Below are 14,946 nucleotides of genomic sequence, written 5' to 3'. Positions count from 1 at the left end.
ATTTGCCAACAGGAGCCACCATGAGCCGTACCGTTTTCTGCCGCAAATACCAGAAAGAACTGGAAGGCCTGGACTTCCCGCCCATGCCCGGCGCCAAGGGCCAGGATATCTTCGAGAATATTTCCAAGCAGGCCTGGGAAGAATGGCAGGCCCAGCAGACCATGCTGATCAATGAGAAACATCTGAGCCTGATGGACCCGAACACCCGCAAGTACCTGCAGGCGCAGATGGAACATTTCTTCAATAACGAACCGTTCGACAAGGCTGAAGGCTACGTTCCACCGGAACAATAACGCCGGATTGATCAAAGCCTGAGCATGCCTGAAAAGATTCGGAAATTTTTCCGGCTCAGCCTTGACTCAATACATCGAAACCGGTTTAATAGCGCCCCGTTGCACAGCAGTAGCGCAACATGCCCGGATAGCTCAGTTGGTAGAGCAGGGGATTGAAAATCCCCGTGTCGGTGGTTCGATTCCGCCTCCGGGCACCATTAAGAATTCAGACAAAACCCGCCTCGTGCGGGTTTTGTCGCTTTTGAAGCCTGAGAAAGATGACTCACGCGACTCTTTGGGCATGACTCGCCCTGGGATCAATGCGCTCTTCCATCAGCCGTCGCTCACTCATGGCTCTTTTCAGTTCCGTGTAATTGGTGGGGCTGGGATCCTCTTCGTAACGCTCCTGGGCCAGTCTCGCCAGGTCACATTTGTCGAGCCATTTCTCAATCAGCTCTGTCGTCTTCATAGCCACCTCGTTTCGTTGAATTCACTCGGTCAGCATAAAGACCTGGCTGCGCCCTATCTCGGTTGTTTTTCGCATGAATTGTGGCGAATCCTGGAGGGCGCGGGGATCAGGAACGAAAAAGCCCGCATGATGCGGGCTTTGGAGTGTTTACCGAGCTTTGCCGTTTATTCACTAACAACTGTCACTGGTCTATGAGCATGCCTCACGACTTTTTCACTGACACTACCAAGAGTGAGACTTCTCAGCATTGAGTCGCCGCGCCGACCGAGGAACATGTGGGAGCCGGGATTTTCATCGAGATACTCGACGATTTCCTTAGCTGGGTCCCCTTTGAGCAGAACCTCCTCAGCCGGCTCAACAATCCCGCTTACCGCCTGCTTCGCGGCATCAAATGCCTTGCGTCCGTACTCGCTGGCTTCTTCGTCTATGTCGCTCTGTGGAATACCACTTACGATCATTCTTTCGACCTTGGTGCCGGGGAAGACGGCAAGCAGTTTGAGTGGCTGACTGGTCGCTTTGGCAAGCTCCGCTGCCAATTTGGCGGCGTGTGACGAATGCTCTGAACCGTCGCATGCGACTACGATGTTCTCAGTTCCTTGTGCCATGTTTCCCCCTCCTTTTCTGATCAATGTTTGACCAACGTAACATTCCTGGGCACGTCCGGGGGTTGACTGAAATCAATTACCTTGAGACCAAGTGATAGAAGGCAGGGCATTTGTACCTATTGCAGGAACCTGTGGCACCGTCGACTCTTGCGCTGCCGACAAGGCAATTGATGACAAGGAGTGACTAAAATGCTGATGGCCATTGGGGCGATCATTGCAGGTCTGACTCTGCTGGTGTGGAGTGCAGACAAATTTGTGGAAGGCTCGGCTACCACAGCCAGCCACTTCGGGATGCCACCACTGCTGATTGGCATGGTTGTGGTGGGCTTCGGCACATCGGCGCCGGAGATGGCCGTCTCTGCGCTGGCCGCGTCCCAGGGCAACCCTGGGTTGGCGCTGGGCAATGCTTATGGTTCAAACATCACCAACATAGCCCTGATTCTCGGCATCACGGCGCTACTGGCGCCAATCGCGGTGCATTCCCAGGTTATGCGCAAGGAACTGCCCATCCTGATTCTGGTAACCGCCTTTGCCGGATGGCAGCTTTGGGACGGCAACCTGAGCCGAATGGATGCAATCGGCCTCATGCTGGTTTTCGTGGCACTGATTGGATGGAGCATTTACCAAAGCTTCCGGCAACCTGACGATGCCCTGGCGAAAGAGATGACCGAAGAAGTTCACACCATGCCGTTGCGAAAAGCGCTTTTATGGCTCGTGGTCGGACTACTGCTCTTGATTGTCAGCTCCCGCATTCTGGTATGGGGCGCCGTTGATCTGGCCACCATGTTCGGCATCAGCGATCTGGTTATTGGCCTCACCATCGTGGCCGTTGGCACCTCACTTCCGGAGTTGGCGTCATCCATTATTGCTGCTCGCAAGGGTGAACACGACCTGGCACTGGGCAACATTCTGGGTTCCAACCTGTTCAACACCCTGGCCGTTGTGGGCATTGCAGGGCTGATTGCGCCCATGTCGGTAGCACCTGAGGTGCTTGCCCGGGACTTCCCGGTCATGGGTGCCCTCACCCTGGTTCTGTTTGCAATGTGCTATGGCTTTCGTGGGGCCGGACGCATCAACCGTTTTGAGGGCGGCGCCCTGTTGCTTGCCTTCGTGGCCTATACGGTGTATCTCTTGGCTTTTTCAGGAGCGTAAATCATGTCACTTGCAGCCTGGCTGACCTTCCTTGTTGCGGCCGTACTGATCAGTGTTTCCCCGGGCGCCGGGGCGATCAATACCATGAGCAATGGTATGCGTTACGGTGTCCGCCGTTCGCTGCCAGCCATCATGGGGCTGCAGCTGGGTTTCGGGATCCAGATTCTGCTGGTGGGTGCGGGGCTGGGGGCCATCATTGCCTCCTCGAACATCGCTTTGTCGGTCATCAAGTGGCTGGGTGTTGTCTACCTGATCTGGCTGGGCATCTCGAAATGGCGCGAACCGGTCATGGAGTCCATGGACGATGACCGCCAGCCCGTGAGCGGCCAAAAACGTTTCTGGAATGCAGTGTTCGTGAACCTGACCAACCCCAAGGCCACGGTCTTTCTCGTGGCCCTGTTCCCGCAGTTTCTGGTTGCAGGTGCACCCCATGGCCCGCAGCTGATCACCATGGGTGTTACCCTGATTCTGGTGGATTGCCTGGTGATGCTGGGCTATGCCCTACTCGCCAGCCAACTGTTCCGATTCATGACCACCGCCCGCCGCCAGCGGCAAATGAACCGGGTGTTTGGCGGGCTGTTCGTTACCGCCGCGGTTGCCCTGGCCAGCTTCAAACGCGCCTGATATCAGACTCAATCAGCGCAGGATGCACTCGCGGCTCAGCTTCTGGCTGAGCGTCCTGCGCTGCTGCCGGAGACTGTTCCCCCGGTCGTTGCTATAGCCCGCCCGCAGTTTGGACTGGATCCGCTCCAGTTTGCTTCTGTAGGTTGCGCAGGTCTTCTCCAGCTCGGCATCGGCCTTTTCTTTTGCCGTTGCTCCGGAGCCCGTCGGGCGACCTGAGGCAAGCAGGCCTTCAACCTCTTTGCGGATTCCTGAAACGCGTTTTCCTTGCCCGAGGTTCTCGGACATCGGCACCGTGACAGGCGCCTGCACGTCAAGCTGCTTATGGGGAATTTCTCCAGGCGGGTAATCGGAAAAGTGCGCTACGCCCCGGCCGTCTATCCAGGTGTAGACCTCGGCACTGACTGCTGAAGTGAGAAAAAAAGACAAAACGAGACCAGCCATCATCCTTGGCATACGGTTCCACTCCCTGTGGTTCGGTAATTTGGTGGGGCAGTATAGCGGAAAAAGCCGCGAACCTGGGGGCAAAAGAAAACGGGGTCAGATGAAAAGCTCATCTGACCCCGGACTCAAGCTACTGATCCAGAAGCTCAACCCAGTGCTGTACTGGCACCGGCGACTTGGTCTCCAGGTGCATCTGACAACCAATATTGGCGGTTACGATGCGATCCGGATTGTCGACGGTCAGAGCCTTCAGCTTGTTGCCCAGCAGCTTCTGGCTCATCTCCGGCTGGGTCACCGAATAGGTGCCAGCAGAGCCGCAGCAGAGATGCTTGTCTTTGGTGGCAGCCAGGTTGACACCGGCCCGGGTGAGAACCTGTTCAACCACACCATTCTGCTTCATGGCATGCTGCAGGGTGCAGGGGCAATGGAACGCCACCTTGCCCGGATCCTGGCGGACCTTCAGCTTTTCCAGATCCTGCTTCAGCAGGAAGGCGCCAAGATCGGTGCAGAGCTCGCTGACCTTCTGCGCCTTGGCTGCGTAGACCGGGTCGTCTTTCAGTAGGTGGCCGTAGTCCTGAACCATGGCACCACAGCCGGACGCCGTCATGATGATGGCTTCTGCACCTGCTTCAATAGCAGGCCACCAGGCATCAATATTCTGGCGCATTCTTTCCAGGCCTTTCTCGTGCTCGGATAGATGGTAGTTCACAGCACCACAGCAACCGGCCTCGGGCGCTTCCACCATGGTAATACCAAGGCGATCGAGAACCCGGGCTGCTGCCGCATTAGTGTTGGGCGTCGCAGAAGGCTGCACACAGCCAGCCAGGGCCAGCACAATGCGGCTGTGGCTGGCGGCCGGCCATGGGCTGGCCTGTTTTCTCGGAGGTACCTTGGTGCGAAGCTTCTCCGGCAACACCGGCCGGAAGATCTGCCCCATCCGAAGCAGCACGCCGAACAGCTGGCGATTCGGAATCACCCGGGCCAGGGCCCAGCGCAGCCATTTGTCTTTCGGTTTGCGGGGCAGCTCCTTTTCCATCAGGCCACGGCTGATATCGACCAGGCGGCCATACTGAACGCCGGAGGGGCACGTAGTCTCGCAGCTCCGACAGGTCAGGCAGCGATCCAGATGTTCCTGGGTTTTCTCGGTGACTTCCGCCCCCTCCAGGAACATCTTCATCAGGTAGATCCGGCCCCGAGGGCCATCCCGCTCGTCGTTCAGCTCCTGATAGGTCGGGCAGGTAGCGGTGCAGAAGCCACAATGCACACAGGCCCGCAGGATGGACTCGGCTTCCTGGCCTTCCTTGGTGTTGGCAAATTGTTGAACCAGATTCGTCTGCATAATTACAACCAGCTGTATAAACGTCCGGGATTGAAGATATTGTCCGGATCGAAGGCATTCTTGATACGGCGCTGAATCCCCTTCAGGGACTCCGGCTGATGGTGCATCACCTCACCGCTGCGGTCGCCACCACGGAACAGGCTTACCTGGCCACCGGCAGCACGGGCGGCAGGTTCCAGGTCCTTCAGTTCACCGGCGCCCCGGAACCAGCGCTGGGAACCAGCCCAGTCGATAAACCAGTTACCTTCAAGTTTCGGTGTTTCGGCCGTCGAGCCCACCGAAAAACGCCAGAGCGGCACGTCATTACCGGCAAAAAACTCATGGTGCATGTCCTGCACCTGGCGCCAGAACTGGTCGCCCTGCTCCATCACCTCGCCGGTCCATTTTTCAGCCGTGGCTTCCACTCCCGACTTGGCACCGGCCAGGCGCAGGTAAACCTTGCCGTCTACCCAGCAGGCGGCCGTGATCGGCTTGGGCTCGGCGGCGCGGCTGTTCATATAGTGAATCACCTCGTCCATGCCCATATCCTGAACCAGGGTCAGGGAGGCCGCCGGTTTCGGCATCACTTTCATACTGATTTCGGTGATCACACCCAGAGTGCCAAGGGCGCCGGCCTGGAGCCTGGATACGTCATAACCCGCCACGTTTTTCATCACCTGGCCACCAAAGCGAAGGTGTTCGCCCTTGCCATTCAGCAGCCGGATACCCAGCACCTGGTCCCTCACCGAGCCCGCCCAGGGGCGTCCCGGGCCAGAGAGGTTACAGGCCAGGGTGCCGCCGATGGTGGAGGCCTCGCCGAAATGCGGCGGCTCGAAGTGCAGGCACTGGCCTTCTTCGGCCAGAGTGGCTTCGATCTCGCTCAGCGGCGTGCCGGCGCGAACCGTTAGCACCAGCTCTACCGGGTGGTAATCCACGATGCCGGTATGCTCGCCCACGTTGAGGATTCCGGCATCGGCGTCGGCTTCCCGGCCCATGAAGGCCCTGGTGCCACCGCCGACAATGTTGAGTTTGTGCCCGCTGTCCCGGGCCTGGAGCACCTGCTCCTTCAGTTGTTGGGAAATATCAGCCATGGGCGGCTTCCGTATGCTCGTGCGTGTGTTGTTTGTGCTCGAGTGAGCGGTATTCCTGGCAGAACCGCAAGGCGGGAACACCCTTGCCCGGGTTCAGGATACCGGCAGGGTCAAACGCAGCCTTCACGTCGTGGAACTGTTGCAGCTCCTCGTCGTTGAATTGCACCGCCATCTGGCGGATTTTCTCCACGCCCACACCGTGCTCGCCGGTTATGCAACCCCCCACTTCCACACACATTTCCAGAATGCGGGAGCCAAAGGCTTCGGTGCGCTCGAATTCGCCAGGTACGTTGGCATCAAAAAGGATCAGGGGGTGCAGGTTGCCATCACCGGCGTGGAACACGTTGGCGACACGAAGACCAAACTCTTCGGACATCTTCTCCATTTCCGTGAGAACGTAGGCGATCTCGCGGCGGGGAATGGTACCGTCCATGCAGTAGTAGTCCGGGGAGATCCGGCCCACCGCCGGGAACGCTGATTTGCGACCTTTCCACAACAGGGCACGTTCTTCCTCACTCTGCGAGGTTCGTACCGACGTGGCACCCAGTTTGCGGAACACTTCCTCGGCTTCGGCAATATGCTCGTGGACCTCTTCCTCGGTACCGTCCACTTCACACAGCAGCAGCGCCTTGGCATCCCTCGGGTAGCCCGCCTGGGCAAAGTCGTCCGCTGCGATAATGGCGTGGCCATCCATCATTTCCAGGCCACCGGGGATGATACCGTGGGCGATGATCCCACCCACGGCGTCACCGCCTTTCTGCACGTCATCAAATCCGGCCATGACAACCTGAGCCACTTCCGGTTTCGGCAGCAGCTTCACTTTGACTTCCGTGACTACACCCAGAAGACCTTCCGAGCCGGTCATCAAAGCCAGCAGCTCCATGCCGCAGCTGTCCAGACCATCACTGCCCACAGTCACCACATCACCCTCGGCAGTGACCATTTCCACACTGAGGATGTTGTGCACGGTCAAACCGTACTTCAGGCAATGCACGCCGCCGGAGTTCTCCGCCACATTACCGCCAATGGTGCAGGCAATCTGTGAAGAAGGATCCGGGCCATAGTACAAGCCATACTGGGCCGCCTCCTCGCTGATTGCGAGGTTTCGAACCCCCGGCTGCAGCCTTGCCGTTCGTGCCAGCGGATCGATCTCCACGATGCGATTGAACTTGGCCAGCGACAGCACCACGCCCTCCTTGTTGGGCATGGCACCTGCACTGAGCCCGGTTCCGGCACCGCGGGCCACGACCGGCACTGAGTGTTCGTTACAGATGCGCATCACTCGCTGCACCTGCTCTACGGTCTCCGGCAGCACCACCAGCAACGGCATCTCGCAATACATCGACATGCCGTCGCATTCGTAGGGCTTCATGGTCTCGTCATCGGTGATGACGTAGTCCGGGTCGATAAACGCCCGGAACTGCTCCGCCAGCTCGGCTTTGCTGGCTTTCGGCTTGGTAGTCATAGCATTCTCTGGGTATGAATTACGTCTGTGTGACAGTCATCAACCGCGTTTTGTTTCAAAGTGGTCGAGACCGGCCTGGGCACAGTCCATATCCTGCTGGGGAGTACCGGAACTGATGCCGATACCACCCACCACATCGCCGTCGACGATCACCGGCAGGCCACCGCCGACAGAACTGATACGCCCGCCCACTTCGGTATGGATACCGAAGGCCAGACTGCCGGGCACGTTCACCTTGTTGTAGTCATGGGTGGCCTTCTTGGCCGCAGCCGCGGTAAAGGCCTTGTCCTGGGCAATGGTCACACTGGTGATCTTGCCGCCGTCCATACGCTCGAAGGCCACCAGATTGCCGGATTCGTCCACCACAGCGATGCACATGGGCACACCGATCTCGCGGGCTTTTTCGGCCGCGCCCTCGATCAGGATCCGCGCGTCGGCAAGGTCCAGTCGTTTGATCGTCAACATAAAGCATTACTCCTTGATTTGATTAGCCGTAAACCAGCCCTGGCAGCCAGGTCACGATGCCGGGAATCAGAACACACATGAACAGTCCGAACGCCTGAATCGCCAGGAACACCAGGGATGATTTGAAGATGGTACCCATGGAGATTTCCGGGGGACAAACGCCACGGATGTAGAACAGTGCGTAACCAAACGGCGGACTCAGGAAAGACATCTGCATGTTCACCAGGTACAACACACCGAACCAGAGCACCACGTCGTCACCGGCAACCGGCGGGAAGCCGAACAGGCCGGGGAACTCCAGCGCTTTCACGATCGGAATAAAGATGGGTACCGCGAGCAACAGGATACCAACCCAGTCAAGGAACATACCCAGTACAACCAGTAGCACCATCAACAGGAACAGGATGCCGTAGGCAGACATACCTGTACCAAGAATCGCGTCCGTTACGAACTGCTGACCACCCTGGAGGATGTAGAAGCCCACGAACACCGAGGCACCGAACATGATCCAGAGAACCATGGCGGATGCTTTTGCGGTGGTCACAGATGCTTCACGCAGACCCGCGATCGAGAACTTCTTGTGCATCATCGCAACAATAATGGCACCGAAGGAGCCGATACCGGCGGCCTCAACCGGGGTAGCAATACCGCCGAACAGCAAACCAAGAACCAGACCAACCAGAGCAAGAGGCGCAATCAGATTGCCCAGAAGCTTAAGCTTTTCTTTCAGGCTGATCCGGTCTTCTACCGGAATCGGCGGCCCAAGCTTCGGATTCAGCCAGCTGCGAACCAGCACGTAGGTCAGATACAGGCCGGAGAGCAGCAAACCCGGCATCAGGGAGCCCAGATAAAGCTCGCCTACCGACTGCTGCGCCACAACCGCGTACAGGATGGCCAGAATCGAGGGCGGGATCAGGATACCCAGGGTACCACCGGCCATGATCGAACCGATGGCAATCTTGTGATCGTAATGCCGCTTCAGCATCGCAGGCAGGGCAATAATGCCCATGGTGACAACGGCAGCGCCGATGACACCCACCATCGCCGCCAGAATCGTAGAGGCCACAATCGTTGCAGCGGCAAGACCACCACTGATGCCACCCATCCACTTGTACACCACGCTGAACATCTCTTCGATCAGGCCCGCGCGCTCAAGCATGGATGCCATGAAGATGAACAGTGGGATCGCCGCGATGTCCGGGTTGGCCATCAGCGGGAAGATCCGGCCGGGGACGATATTCAGCATCATGGCGTCACCCACCAGATAGATGAACATGACACCCAGGCCACCGGTCACGAAAGCCAGGGGCAAGCCCATCATCAGGGCGACGGCAAGGGAGCCGAACATCAGATAGGTCAACGGACCGATTTCTACGCCGGAAAGGCTACCCGAGAGCTTGAAGAGAAATTTCTCGTCACTCCACGGGTCATAAAACAGAATGTTGATCAACTCAACACAGATGACAAACGCCAGCGCAACGGTGGCGATGATCATTAACCATGTGCCCAGCTTCCCGGCCATGCCGTTGTTGGGCGCTGCAGTAGTAGAACTCATGATGTGCGCTCCTGACCGAGACGAATGAACAGAACGATGTCTTTAAGCAGTTTGGAAAAACCGGCGAGCAGCAACAGGATTGCGCCCACAAACATCACACCTTTCACGGGGTAGTATTGAATGCCCCAGGTCTCGACAGTGGTCTCCTGCATCATCAGAGAGTCCTGGAAGAAGGTCCAGGAGGTGATGGCCAGAACCGCCGCGAAAATAAAGAAGAACATGGAAGTGAAAATATCCATGCCCACTCGCCCGCGAACCGGCAGGAAGTTGTAGACAACATCCACCCGCACGTGAGCGCCATGCAACAGCGCGAAAGCGCCGGCAAGAATGTACTGCATACCGAAAATCAGGAAGCTGGCCTCGTGCACCCAGATCGTTGGCATGTTGAAGAGGTAACGCATTACCACTTCGAAGAAATAGAACAGCACTGCGTTGATGGTCCAGAACGCAACGAAAAGGCCTGACTTCTCGCACATCCAGTCAACGATTTTCGTAAACCAGTTACCCTCATATTCAAACTTAGCAAGCGGATCATCTTCTTCAGACTGTAACTCGGAAACCGTTTTCTCGGGCTCGGCCTCATCCCCGCCATGCTTGCTGCTCCACTTGTCCCAAGCCATCATGAGCAGTGGCATTACGGCAAGCCAGCCCCAGTAGAACCAGTGCGGCATGACAAAGCCAAATGCACTCAGATCAGACATGTTGTTACCACCTAGATCAAAGAGCGGGGAAGGAAGAGTTAATCCAGAATCGGCTAACCCTGCCTTCCCCGTTTATCGTTATTGTTGAATGGTCAGACTTTATTGATAGTCCGCAACGTCTTCTTCCGTGATGTAACCCACCGTCTCGTTCATCATGTAGTCAAGCTGGATATCGAGGATGGCACGTGCGTCCTCGTTCTTGTTCGCCCAGTTAAACCAGATGGGAATCGCAGCCTTCCGCCAGGTTTCCAGATCTTCCTGGCTCAGGCGGGTAACCGTGTCACCCTCTGCCTTGAACTTCTCCATGGCCTCAATGTTGCGCTCCTGGATAGCCAGATAGTGCTTCTGGGAATAGATGCGCACTTCGTCCTCAACCAGCTGCTGAAGCTCCGGGGAAATAGAGTTCCAGGCACGCATGCTGACAGTCAGGTCCATCAGGTCTACCGGCTGGTAGATGGACATGACCCCGGGAGGTCCGAAGATGATGTAGTCGGTCACCTGGGAGAAGCCCAGTTCGTAGTTAACCGCGGGGCCTACGTAGTCCGCGGCGTCAATGGTGCCCTTCTCCAGTGCCGGGAAGATATCCGAGCCCGGAAGGCTGACGGTAGAAACGCCGAACTGCTGGAACACCTCGGCCACCATGCCACCCGGCACACGGATCTTCATGCCCTTGAGATCTTCAAGGCTGTTAACCGGCTTCTTGGAGTGGATGATGTTGGCGTCGTGCTGGATAGGACCAACGTAGAACAGGCCGAACTTCTTGTAGATTTCCCGGGTCTTTTCGAGCATGCCCATGGAGTAGAACATGGTGTCCCAATGGTGAGGCTGGTCGGGACCTGCAGGGTAGGAGGACAGGAACACGGAAGCAGGAATCTTTCCTGACCAGTACAGCGTGAACGGGTTCATGCCCTGAAGAACACCGTTACGCACCGCGTCAAAGAGTGCGTTGTTGTCGGCGGCGACAGCCTTGGCTGGGAAGCACTGGAACTTCAGCTCGCCGCCAGACTTGGCCTCAATACTTTTGCACCACTCGTCGAACAACGAGTAGCCCACAGTACCGGCGTCCCAAACGGACTGAATCTTCCATGTGGTTGCAGCCTGGGCCTGGCCTGCGCCCATCAGCATTGCGCCCGCCAAAGCAGCGCCCATGGCGGCGGTTTTGAGAAAACTTCTGCGAGGTGGGGTCTCGCCGGTGTCACATTTGGTTCGGATGTTATTCTTCGAATTCATCGAAACGTCTCCGTTGGCTTTGTTGTTATCAACGTTGAAGCAACGCCGGCTCGAGCCGACATTAGAAGAATATTCGTAGGCAATCCGTGTTTAGTCCAGTTCGGGCAGCACTGGTCTGACCAGTTTTTGAGGCATTAAAAATGGACGAAATACGCTGAATCAGCCATATTTAACGGGCTCGGACGCATAGTAGTCAGTAAAGGAAAAATGATTAATCAGAAGCAATCACTGGTCAGACCAGAGAGCGCGCACAGGCACTCACATGGCAATCTCCCAGGAAATCTCATACCGGCTTGAGCGCCTCATACTCGATGGTGGGCTGGCTCCCGAGCAGAAGATACCGTCCGAACGACAATTGGCAACGCGTCTGGGTGTGTCCCGCGCGGTCATTCGGGAGGCCTTGCACGAGCTTCAGGGTCGCGGTGTGATCGAAACCCGCCACGGCAAGGGCTCGTTTGTTGCGAGCATGGTTCCCGGAGCAGACGAGCTGGGGGAACAAAGCCCGCTGATGCATCTTTTCGAGGGGCACCCTCGAACACTGTTCGATCTCCTGGAAGTACGGGAGCAGTTGGAAGGTCAGGCCGCTTACCTCGCCGCACAACGGGCGACCCGGCTTGATCGCCATCGCATCACCAAGGCCTTCCGCGCCCTGGAAGACACAGACCCCCTCAGCAATGCCCGGCTCGACCACGGGTTTCACCTGGCGATTGTTGAGGCCTCCCACAATCCGGTTCTGGTGCATGTACTCAATAGCCTGAAAAACATGATGTTGTTGACCGTCCAGGCCTCGGTTGCCAACCTGAATCCAAGAGAAGAAATGCGCAAGAAAATCGTCCGCCAGCACCGGCAGCTCTATGAAGCCGTCATTGCCGGAAAGGCTGCCAATGCACAGAAGGTGGCGATGGCTCATGTACGCTTTGTCAGCGAGGCAATGAGAGACATGGAGAAGGATGGCGGCACCCTCATCCGGCTGCCAGTCAACCAGGAAGCGGCTAATGAATATTCCCGGGCCGGCACCTGAGCATGGCAAAAAGCTTGCATTGAACAATCATTCGACCACAATGTCATGCAGCCAACGGCGGTGAATTTCGGTAAAACGCTCTTATTAAGGGATTGATTTCCGGATCCACAGTCCGTAAAACATGCGCCTTTGAATTACAGCCCCAGGAGTCACCCATGGCGGACCAAGCGCCTTTGATCTGCAGGGACATTCACAAAACCTTTGACCAGCTTGAAGTGCTCAAAGGTATTTCACTGGAGACCCGCAAAGGCGATGTGGTTTCCCTGATCGGCAGCTCCGGCTCCGGCAAGAGTACCTTCCTGCGTTGCATCAACCTGCTGGAAACACCCACCTCCGGCGACATTATCGTGCACGGCGACCCAATAAGGTTCACAACCAACCGTAAGGGCGAACGTATCCCGGCGGATAACAAACAGGTTGAACTGATCCGTGCCAAGCTCTCCATGGTGTTTCAGAGCTTCAATCTCTGGTCCCACATGACCGTGCTGGAGAACATTATTGAAGCGCCGATTCACGTGCTCAAGGTTCCCAAGAAAGAAGCCATCGAGCGCGCCGAAGCCTACCTGAACAAGGTGGGTATCTACGAACGCAAGGACTACTACCCGGCCCAGATGTCCGGTGGTCAGCAGCAACGCGCAGCCATTGCCCGCGCCCTGGCCATGGAACCGGAAGTCATGCTGTTTGACGAACCCACCTCGGCTCTGGACCCGGAGCTGGTCGGTGAGGTACTGAAGGTTATGCAAAGCCTGGCCGAGGAAGGCCGAACCATGATCGTGGTCACCCACGAGATGGCATTCGCAAGGGATGTGTCGAGTCAGGTCCTGTTTTTGCATCAGGGCGTGATCGAGGAACAGGGTACCCCCGAGAAAGTGTTTGATCACCCGGATTCGGAACGCATGAAACAGTTCCTGACTCCCAACTTCTGACGCTCGGTGCTATCTTGAACCGGTGAAGAAATAAAATGTTGGAACCAAAAACTTCCATCAAAAATAAAGCCCAAAAGGCAAACCACTGGAGAAGTGACACATGAAGAAAATGATTTTTGCAGCAAGCTGCGCCCTCGCCCTGATTGCTGGTAGCGCACAAGCCCAGGAGCGGGATCTCCGCATCGCATTCGACGTGCCCTACGCACCGTTTGAATACAAAGATGAGAACGGAAACCTGACCGGCTTTGAAGTAGAGCTGGCTGAAGCCATGTGCGAAGAAATGAATGCCAACTGCGAATTCGTGATTCAGGCGTGGGACGGGATGATTCCGGGCCTGCTGGCACGTAAATTCGATCTGATCATGTCTTCCATGTCCATTACGCCGGAGCGCGCAGAGCGGGTTCTGTTCTCCGAGCCGTACTACAACACCCCGGGCGGCTGGTTCGGACCTGAGAGCTTCAACACTGACGTCACTGACATGAGCGCGATGGAAGGCAAGACCGTTGGTGTTCAGCGTGGCACCACCATGGACACCTACGTGACAGAAAACATGGGCGGCGTTGTTACTATCAAACGCTACACCACTGCTGATGACATGGTTCTGGACCTGGAAGGCCAGCGTCTGGATGTCGTCTTCGTAGACTACCCGGTGGGTGAAGAAACTGTGCTCTCCAAAGACGGCTTCAAGGAAGTCGGTGAGCCGGTCAAGCTGGGTCAGGGCGTGGGTGTTGCCATGCGCCAGCGCGACACCGATCTTGCAGACGAAGTAAACGCTGCCCTTCGCACCCTGAAGGAAGATGGCACCTACGACACCATCATGCAGAAGTACTTCGCTTACGACATCAAGATGTAAATCTGCCGAGGGGTGGCCCATCAGGGCCGCCCCTGCTTACCGGACACTCCCATGCTCGATCTGAAAGGCTATGGCCCAGCCCTGTTGGAAGGGGCAGTAGTCACCATTGAACTGGCCTTCCTGTCTCTTGCTCTCTCGGTTGCCCTGGGACTCATTGGCGCGTCTGCCAAATTGTCGCAAAGCCGGGTAGCCAAAGGTATCGCAACCACCTATACCACCCTGATTCGTGGCGTGCCAGACCTTGTGATGATGCTGCTGTTCTATTATGGCGGCCAGGTTGCAGTGAATATGCTCTCGGATTACCTCTGGGCAGCTTACGAAATCGACTTTTTCTTTCAGTTCGACCCGTTCATCTCCGGCGTTGTAACGATCGGGCTGATCTTTGGCGCCTACATGACCGAAACCTTCCGGGGTGCCTTCCTGGCGGTTGAAAAGGGCCAGATTGAAGCGGCACGGGCCTACGGCTTTACCCGGCTTCATACCTTTCGCAGAATCATGCTGCCGCAAATGCTGCGCCATGCCCTGCCCGGCCTGGGTAACAACTGGCAGGTTCTGCTGAAGACGACCGCCCTGGTTTCAATTATCGGACTCACTGATATGGTTCGTGTGGCCGAGGAAGCTGCCAAGGCGGAGCGCATGCCGTTCCACTTCTTTATTCCAGTAGCGGCAGTGTATCTGGCCCTGACGGCGGGATCAGAATTGTTCATCAAGTGGCTCGACAAGCGGGCCAATGTCGGCGTGGTTCAGGGGAGTTAACA

17 protein-coding genes and 1 tRNA gene are annotated in these 14,946 nt (G+C 56.8%); 8 read left to right on the top strand and 10 right to left on the bottom strand.

From position 1 onward, the window contains the following. The first annotated feature begins 20 nt into the window (after positions 1–20). Both ABNF92_RS13960 and ABNF92_RS13955 read left to right on the top strand, forming a co-directional pair. On the top strand, positions 21–293 hold the full coding sequence (locus tag ABNF92_RS13960; protein ID WP_008169302.1) for an oxidative damage protection protein: 273 nt from the start codon (positions 21–23) through the stop codon (positions 291–293). Positions 294–414: 121 nt separating this feature from the next. Beyond that, positions 415–490 (top strand) — tRNA-Phe (locus tag ABNF92_RS13955). A gap of 65 nt (positions 491–555) precedes the next feature. Here ABNF92_RS13955 and ABNF92_RS13950 read toward each other — a convergent pair. Together ABNF92_RS13950 and ABNF92_RS13945 are read right to left on the bottom strand one after the other, a co-directional pair. Continuing rightward, positions 556–741 (bottom strand): hypothetical protein, encoded by a 186-nt coding sequence (locus ABNF92_RS13950; protein ID WP_069181865.1) that lies wholly within the window; start codon positions 739–741, stop codon positions 556–558. 164 nt (positions 742–905) lie between these two features. Beyond that, positions 906–1,346 carry a universal stress protein gene (locus ABNF92_RS13945; RefSeq protein ID WP_349342474.1) on the bottom strand — a complete coding sequence of 147 codons (441 nt, stop codon included), beginning with the start codon at positions 1,344–1,346 and terminating at the stop codon, positions 906–908. Between the two features lie 189 nt (positions 1,347–1,535). On the opposite strand from ABNF92_RS13945, the gene ABNF92_RS13940 reads away from it, so the two are divergent. Continuing rightward, a complete protein-coding gene (locus ABNF92_RS13940) occupies positions 1,536–2,498 on the top strand; it encodes a calcium/sodium antiporter (RefSeq protein WP_349342473.1) in 963 nt (320 codons plus the stop codon). A 3-nt stretch (positions 2,499–2,501) separates the two neighbouring features. Next, positions 2,502–3,122: a homoserine/homoserine lactone efflux protein gene (gene rhtB, locus ABNF92_RS13935; protein ID WP_349342472.1), complete on the top strand. Its 621-nt coding sequence runs from the start codon at positions 2,502–2,504 to the stop codon at positions 3,120–3,122. A 12-nt stretch (positions 3,123–3,134) separates the two neighbouring features. Here rhtB and ABNF92_RS13930 read toward each other — a convergent pair whose 3' ends face one another. The 8 genes from ABNF92_RS13930 to dctP all read right to left on the bottom strand — a co-directional run bounded on the left by ABNF92_RS13930 (position 3,135) and on the right by dctP (position 11,307). Continuing rightward, positions 3,135–3,575 (bottom strand): DUF4124 domain-containing protein, encoded by a 441-nt coding sequence (locus tag ABNF92_RS13930; protein WP_349342471.1) that lies wholly within the window; start codon positions 3,573–3,575, stop codon positions 3,135–3,137. 118 nt (positions 3,576–3,693) lie between these two features. Beyond that, positions 3,694–4,902 carry a glycolate oxidase subunit GlcF gene (glcF, locus tag ABNF92_RS13925; protein ID WP_069181870.1) on the bottom strand — a complete coding sequence of 403 codons (1,209 nt, stop codon included), beginning with the start codon at positions 4,900–4,902 and terminating at the stop codon, positions 3,694–3,696. A gap of 2 nt (positions 4,903–4,904) precedes the next feature. Continuing rightward, on the bottom strand, positions 4,905–5,972 hold the full coding sequence (glcE, locus tag ABNF92_RS13920) for a glycolate oxidase subunit GlcE (RefSeq protein ID WP_349342470.1): 1,068 nt from the start codon (positions 5,970–5,972) through the stop codon (positions 4,905–4,907). Continuing rightward, entirely contained in the window at positions 5,965–7,437 is a 1,473-nt protein-coding gene (locus ABNF92_RS13915; RefSeq protein WP_349342469.1) for an FAD-linked oxidase C-terminal domain-containing protein, read from the bottom strand. The genes glcE and ABNF92_RS13915 overlap by 8 nt, the downstream gene beginning before the upstream one ends. Positions 7,438–7,476: 39 nt before the next feature. Beyond that, positions 7,477–7,902 (bottom strand): heme-binding protein, encoded by a 426-nt coding sequence (locus ABNF92_RS13910; RefSeq protein WP_069181873.1) that lies wholly within the window; start codon positions 7,900–7,902, stop codon positions 7,477–7,479. 22 nt (positions 7,903–7,924) lie between these two features. Next, positions 7,925–9,457, bottom strand: a complete 1,533-nt coding sequence (locus ABNF92_RS13905; RefSeq protein ID WP_349342468.1) for a TRAP transporter large permease subunit — start codon at positions 9,455–9,457, stop codon at positions 7,925–7,927. Continuing rightward, on the bottom strand, positions 9,454–10,158 hold the full coding sequence (locus ABNF92_RS13900) for a TRAP transporter small permease subunit (protein WP_069181875.1): 705 nt from the start codon (positions 10,156–10,158) through the stop codon (positions 9,454–9,456). The genes ABNF92_RS13905 and ABNF92_RS13900 overlap by 4 nt, the downstream gene beginning before the upstream one ends. A 99-nt stretch (positions 10,159–10,257) precedes the next feature. Beyond that, the gene (gene dctP / locus ABNF92_RS13895; RefSeq protein ID WP_205632635.1) at positions 10,258–11,307 is read right to left on the bottom strand and encodes a TRAP transporter substrate-binding protein DctP; all 1,050 of its coding nucleotides are present in this window, start codon (positions 11,305–11,307) and stop codon (positions 10,258–10,260) included. Positions 11,308–11,650: 343 nt separating this feature from the next. Here dctP and ABNF92_RS13890 point away from each other — a divergent pair, with 343 nt between their 5' ends. The 4 genes from ABNF92_RS13890 (at position 11,651) to ABNF92_RS13875 (ending at position 14,944) form a co-directional block, all read left to right on the top strand. After that, on the top strand, positions 11,651–12,409 hold the full coding sequence (locus ABNF92_RS13890) for an FCD domain-containing protein (RefSeq protein ID WP_069181877.1): 759 nt from the start codon (positions 11,651–11,653) through the stop codon (positions 12,407–12,409). A gap of 155 nt (positions 12,410–12,564) precedes the next feature. Beyond that, on the top strand, positions 12,565–13,335 hold the full coding sequence (locus ABNF92_RS13885; RefSeq protein WP_064230039.1) for an ABC transporter ATP-binding protein: 771 nt from the start codon (positions 12,565–12,567) through the stop codon (positions 13,333–13,335). Between the two features lie 100 nt (positions 13,336–13,435). Beyond that, positions 13,436–14,188, top strand: coding sequence for a transporter substrate-binding domain-containing protein (locus ABNF92_RS13880; RefSeq protein ID WP_069181878.1), 753 nt, complete (start codon positions 13,436–13,438; stop codon positions 14,186–14,188). Positions 14,189–14,239: 51 nt separating this feature from the next. Beyond that, a complete protein-coding gene (locus ABNF92_RS13875) occupies positions 14,240–14,944 on the top strand; it encodes an ABC transporter permease (protein WP_136629966.1) in 705 nt (234 codons plus the stop codon). Positions 14,945–14,946 lie beyond the last annotated feature (2 nt).

The sequence above is a fragment of the Marinobacter sp. MMG032 genome (assembly GCF_040112695.1).
Lineage (GTDB): Bacteria > Pseudomonadota > Gammaproteobacteria > Pseudomonadales > Oleiphilaceae > Marinobacter > Marinobacter salsuginis.
The sequence above is the reverse complement of the archived record's forward strand: the minus strand, read 5'-3'. Positions and strand labels throughout refer to the sequence as shown.

What these genes read in the sequence shown, in the direction of transcription:
- ABNF92_RS13915 (WP_349342469.1), bottom strand. Translation starts at nt 7,437, where the DNA reads ATGACTACCAAGCCGAAAGCCAGCAAAGCCGAGCTGGCGGAGCAGTTC.
- ABNF92_RS13950 (WP_069181865.1), bottom strand. Translation starts at nt 741, where the DNA reads ATGAAGACGACAGAGCTGATTGAGAAATGGCTCGACAAATGTGACCTG.
- ABNF92_RS13890 (WP_069181877.1), top strand. Translation starts at nt 11,651, where the DNA reads ATGGCAATCTCCCAGGAAATCTCATACCGGCTTGAGCGCCTCATACTC.
- ABNF92_RS13930 (WP_349342471.1), bottom strand. Translation starts at nt 3,575, where the DNA reads ATGCCAAGGATGATGGCTGGTCTCGTTTTGTCTTTTTTTCTCACTTCA.
- ABNF92_RS13885 (WP_064230039.1), top strand. Translation starts at nt 12,565, where the DNA reads ATGGCGGACCAAGCGCCTTTGATCTGCAGGGACATTCACAAAACCTTT.
- dctP (WP_205632635.1), bottom strand. Translation starts at nt 11,307, where the DNA reads ATGGGCGCTGCTTTGGCGGGCGCAATGCTGATGGGCGCAGGCCAGGCC.
- ABNF92_RS13910 (WP_069181873.1), bottom strand. Translation starts at nt 7,902, where the DNA reads ATGTTGACGATCAAACGACTGGACCTTGCCGACGCGCGGATCCTGATC.
- ABNF92_RS13940 (WP_349342473.1), top strand. Translation starts at nt 1,536, where the DNA reads ATGCTGATGGCCATTGGGGCGATCATTGCAGGTCTGACTCTGCTGGTG.
- glcE (WP_349342470.1), bottom strand. Translation starts at nt 5,972, where the DNA reads ATGGCTGATATTTCCCAACAACTGAAGGAGCAGGTGCTCCAGGCCCGG.
- ABNF92_RS13905 (WP_349342468.1), bottom strand. Translation starts at nt 9,457, where the DNA reads ATGAGTTCTACTACTGCAGCGCCCAACAACGGCATGGCCGGGAAGCTG.
- ABNF92_RS13880 (WP_069181878.1), top strand. Translation starts at nt 13,436, where the DNA reads ATGAAGAAAATGATTTTTGCAGCAAGCTGCGCCCTCGCCCTGATTGCT.
- ABNF92_RS13945 (WP_349342474.1), bottom strand. Translation starts at nt 1,346, where the DNA reads ATGGCACAAGGAACTGAGAACATCGTAGTCGCATGCGACGGTTCAGAG.
- ABNF92_RS13900 (WP_069181875.1), bottom strand. Translation starts at nt 10,158, where the DNA reads ATGTCTGATCTGAGTGCATTTGGCTTTGTCATGCCGCACTGGTTCTAC.
- ABNF92_RS13875 (WP_136629966.1), top strand. Translation starts at nt 14,240, where the DNA reads ATGCTCGATCTGAAAGGCTATGGCCCAGCCCTGTTGGAAGGGGCAGTA.
- glcF (WP_069181870.1), bottom strand. Translation starts at nt 4,902, where the DNA reads ATGCAGACGAATCTGGTTCAACAATTTGCCAACACCAAGGAAGGCCAG.
- ABNF92_RS13960 (WP_008169302.1), top strand. Translation starts at nt 21, where the DNA reads ATGAGCCGTACCGTTTTCTGCCGCAAATACCAGAAAGAACTGGAAGGC.
- rhtB (WP_349342472.1), top strand. Translation starts at nt 2,502, where the DNA reads ATGTCACTTGCAGCCTGGCTGACCTTCCTTGTTGCGGCCGTACTGATC.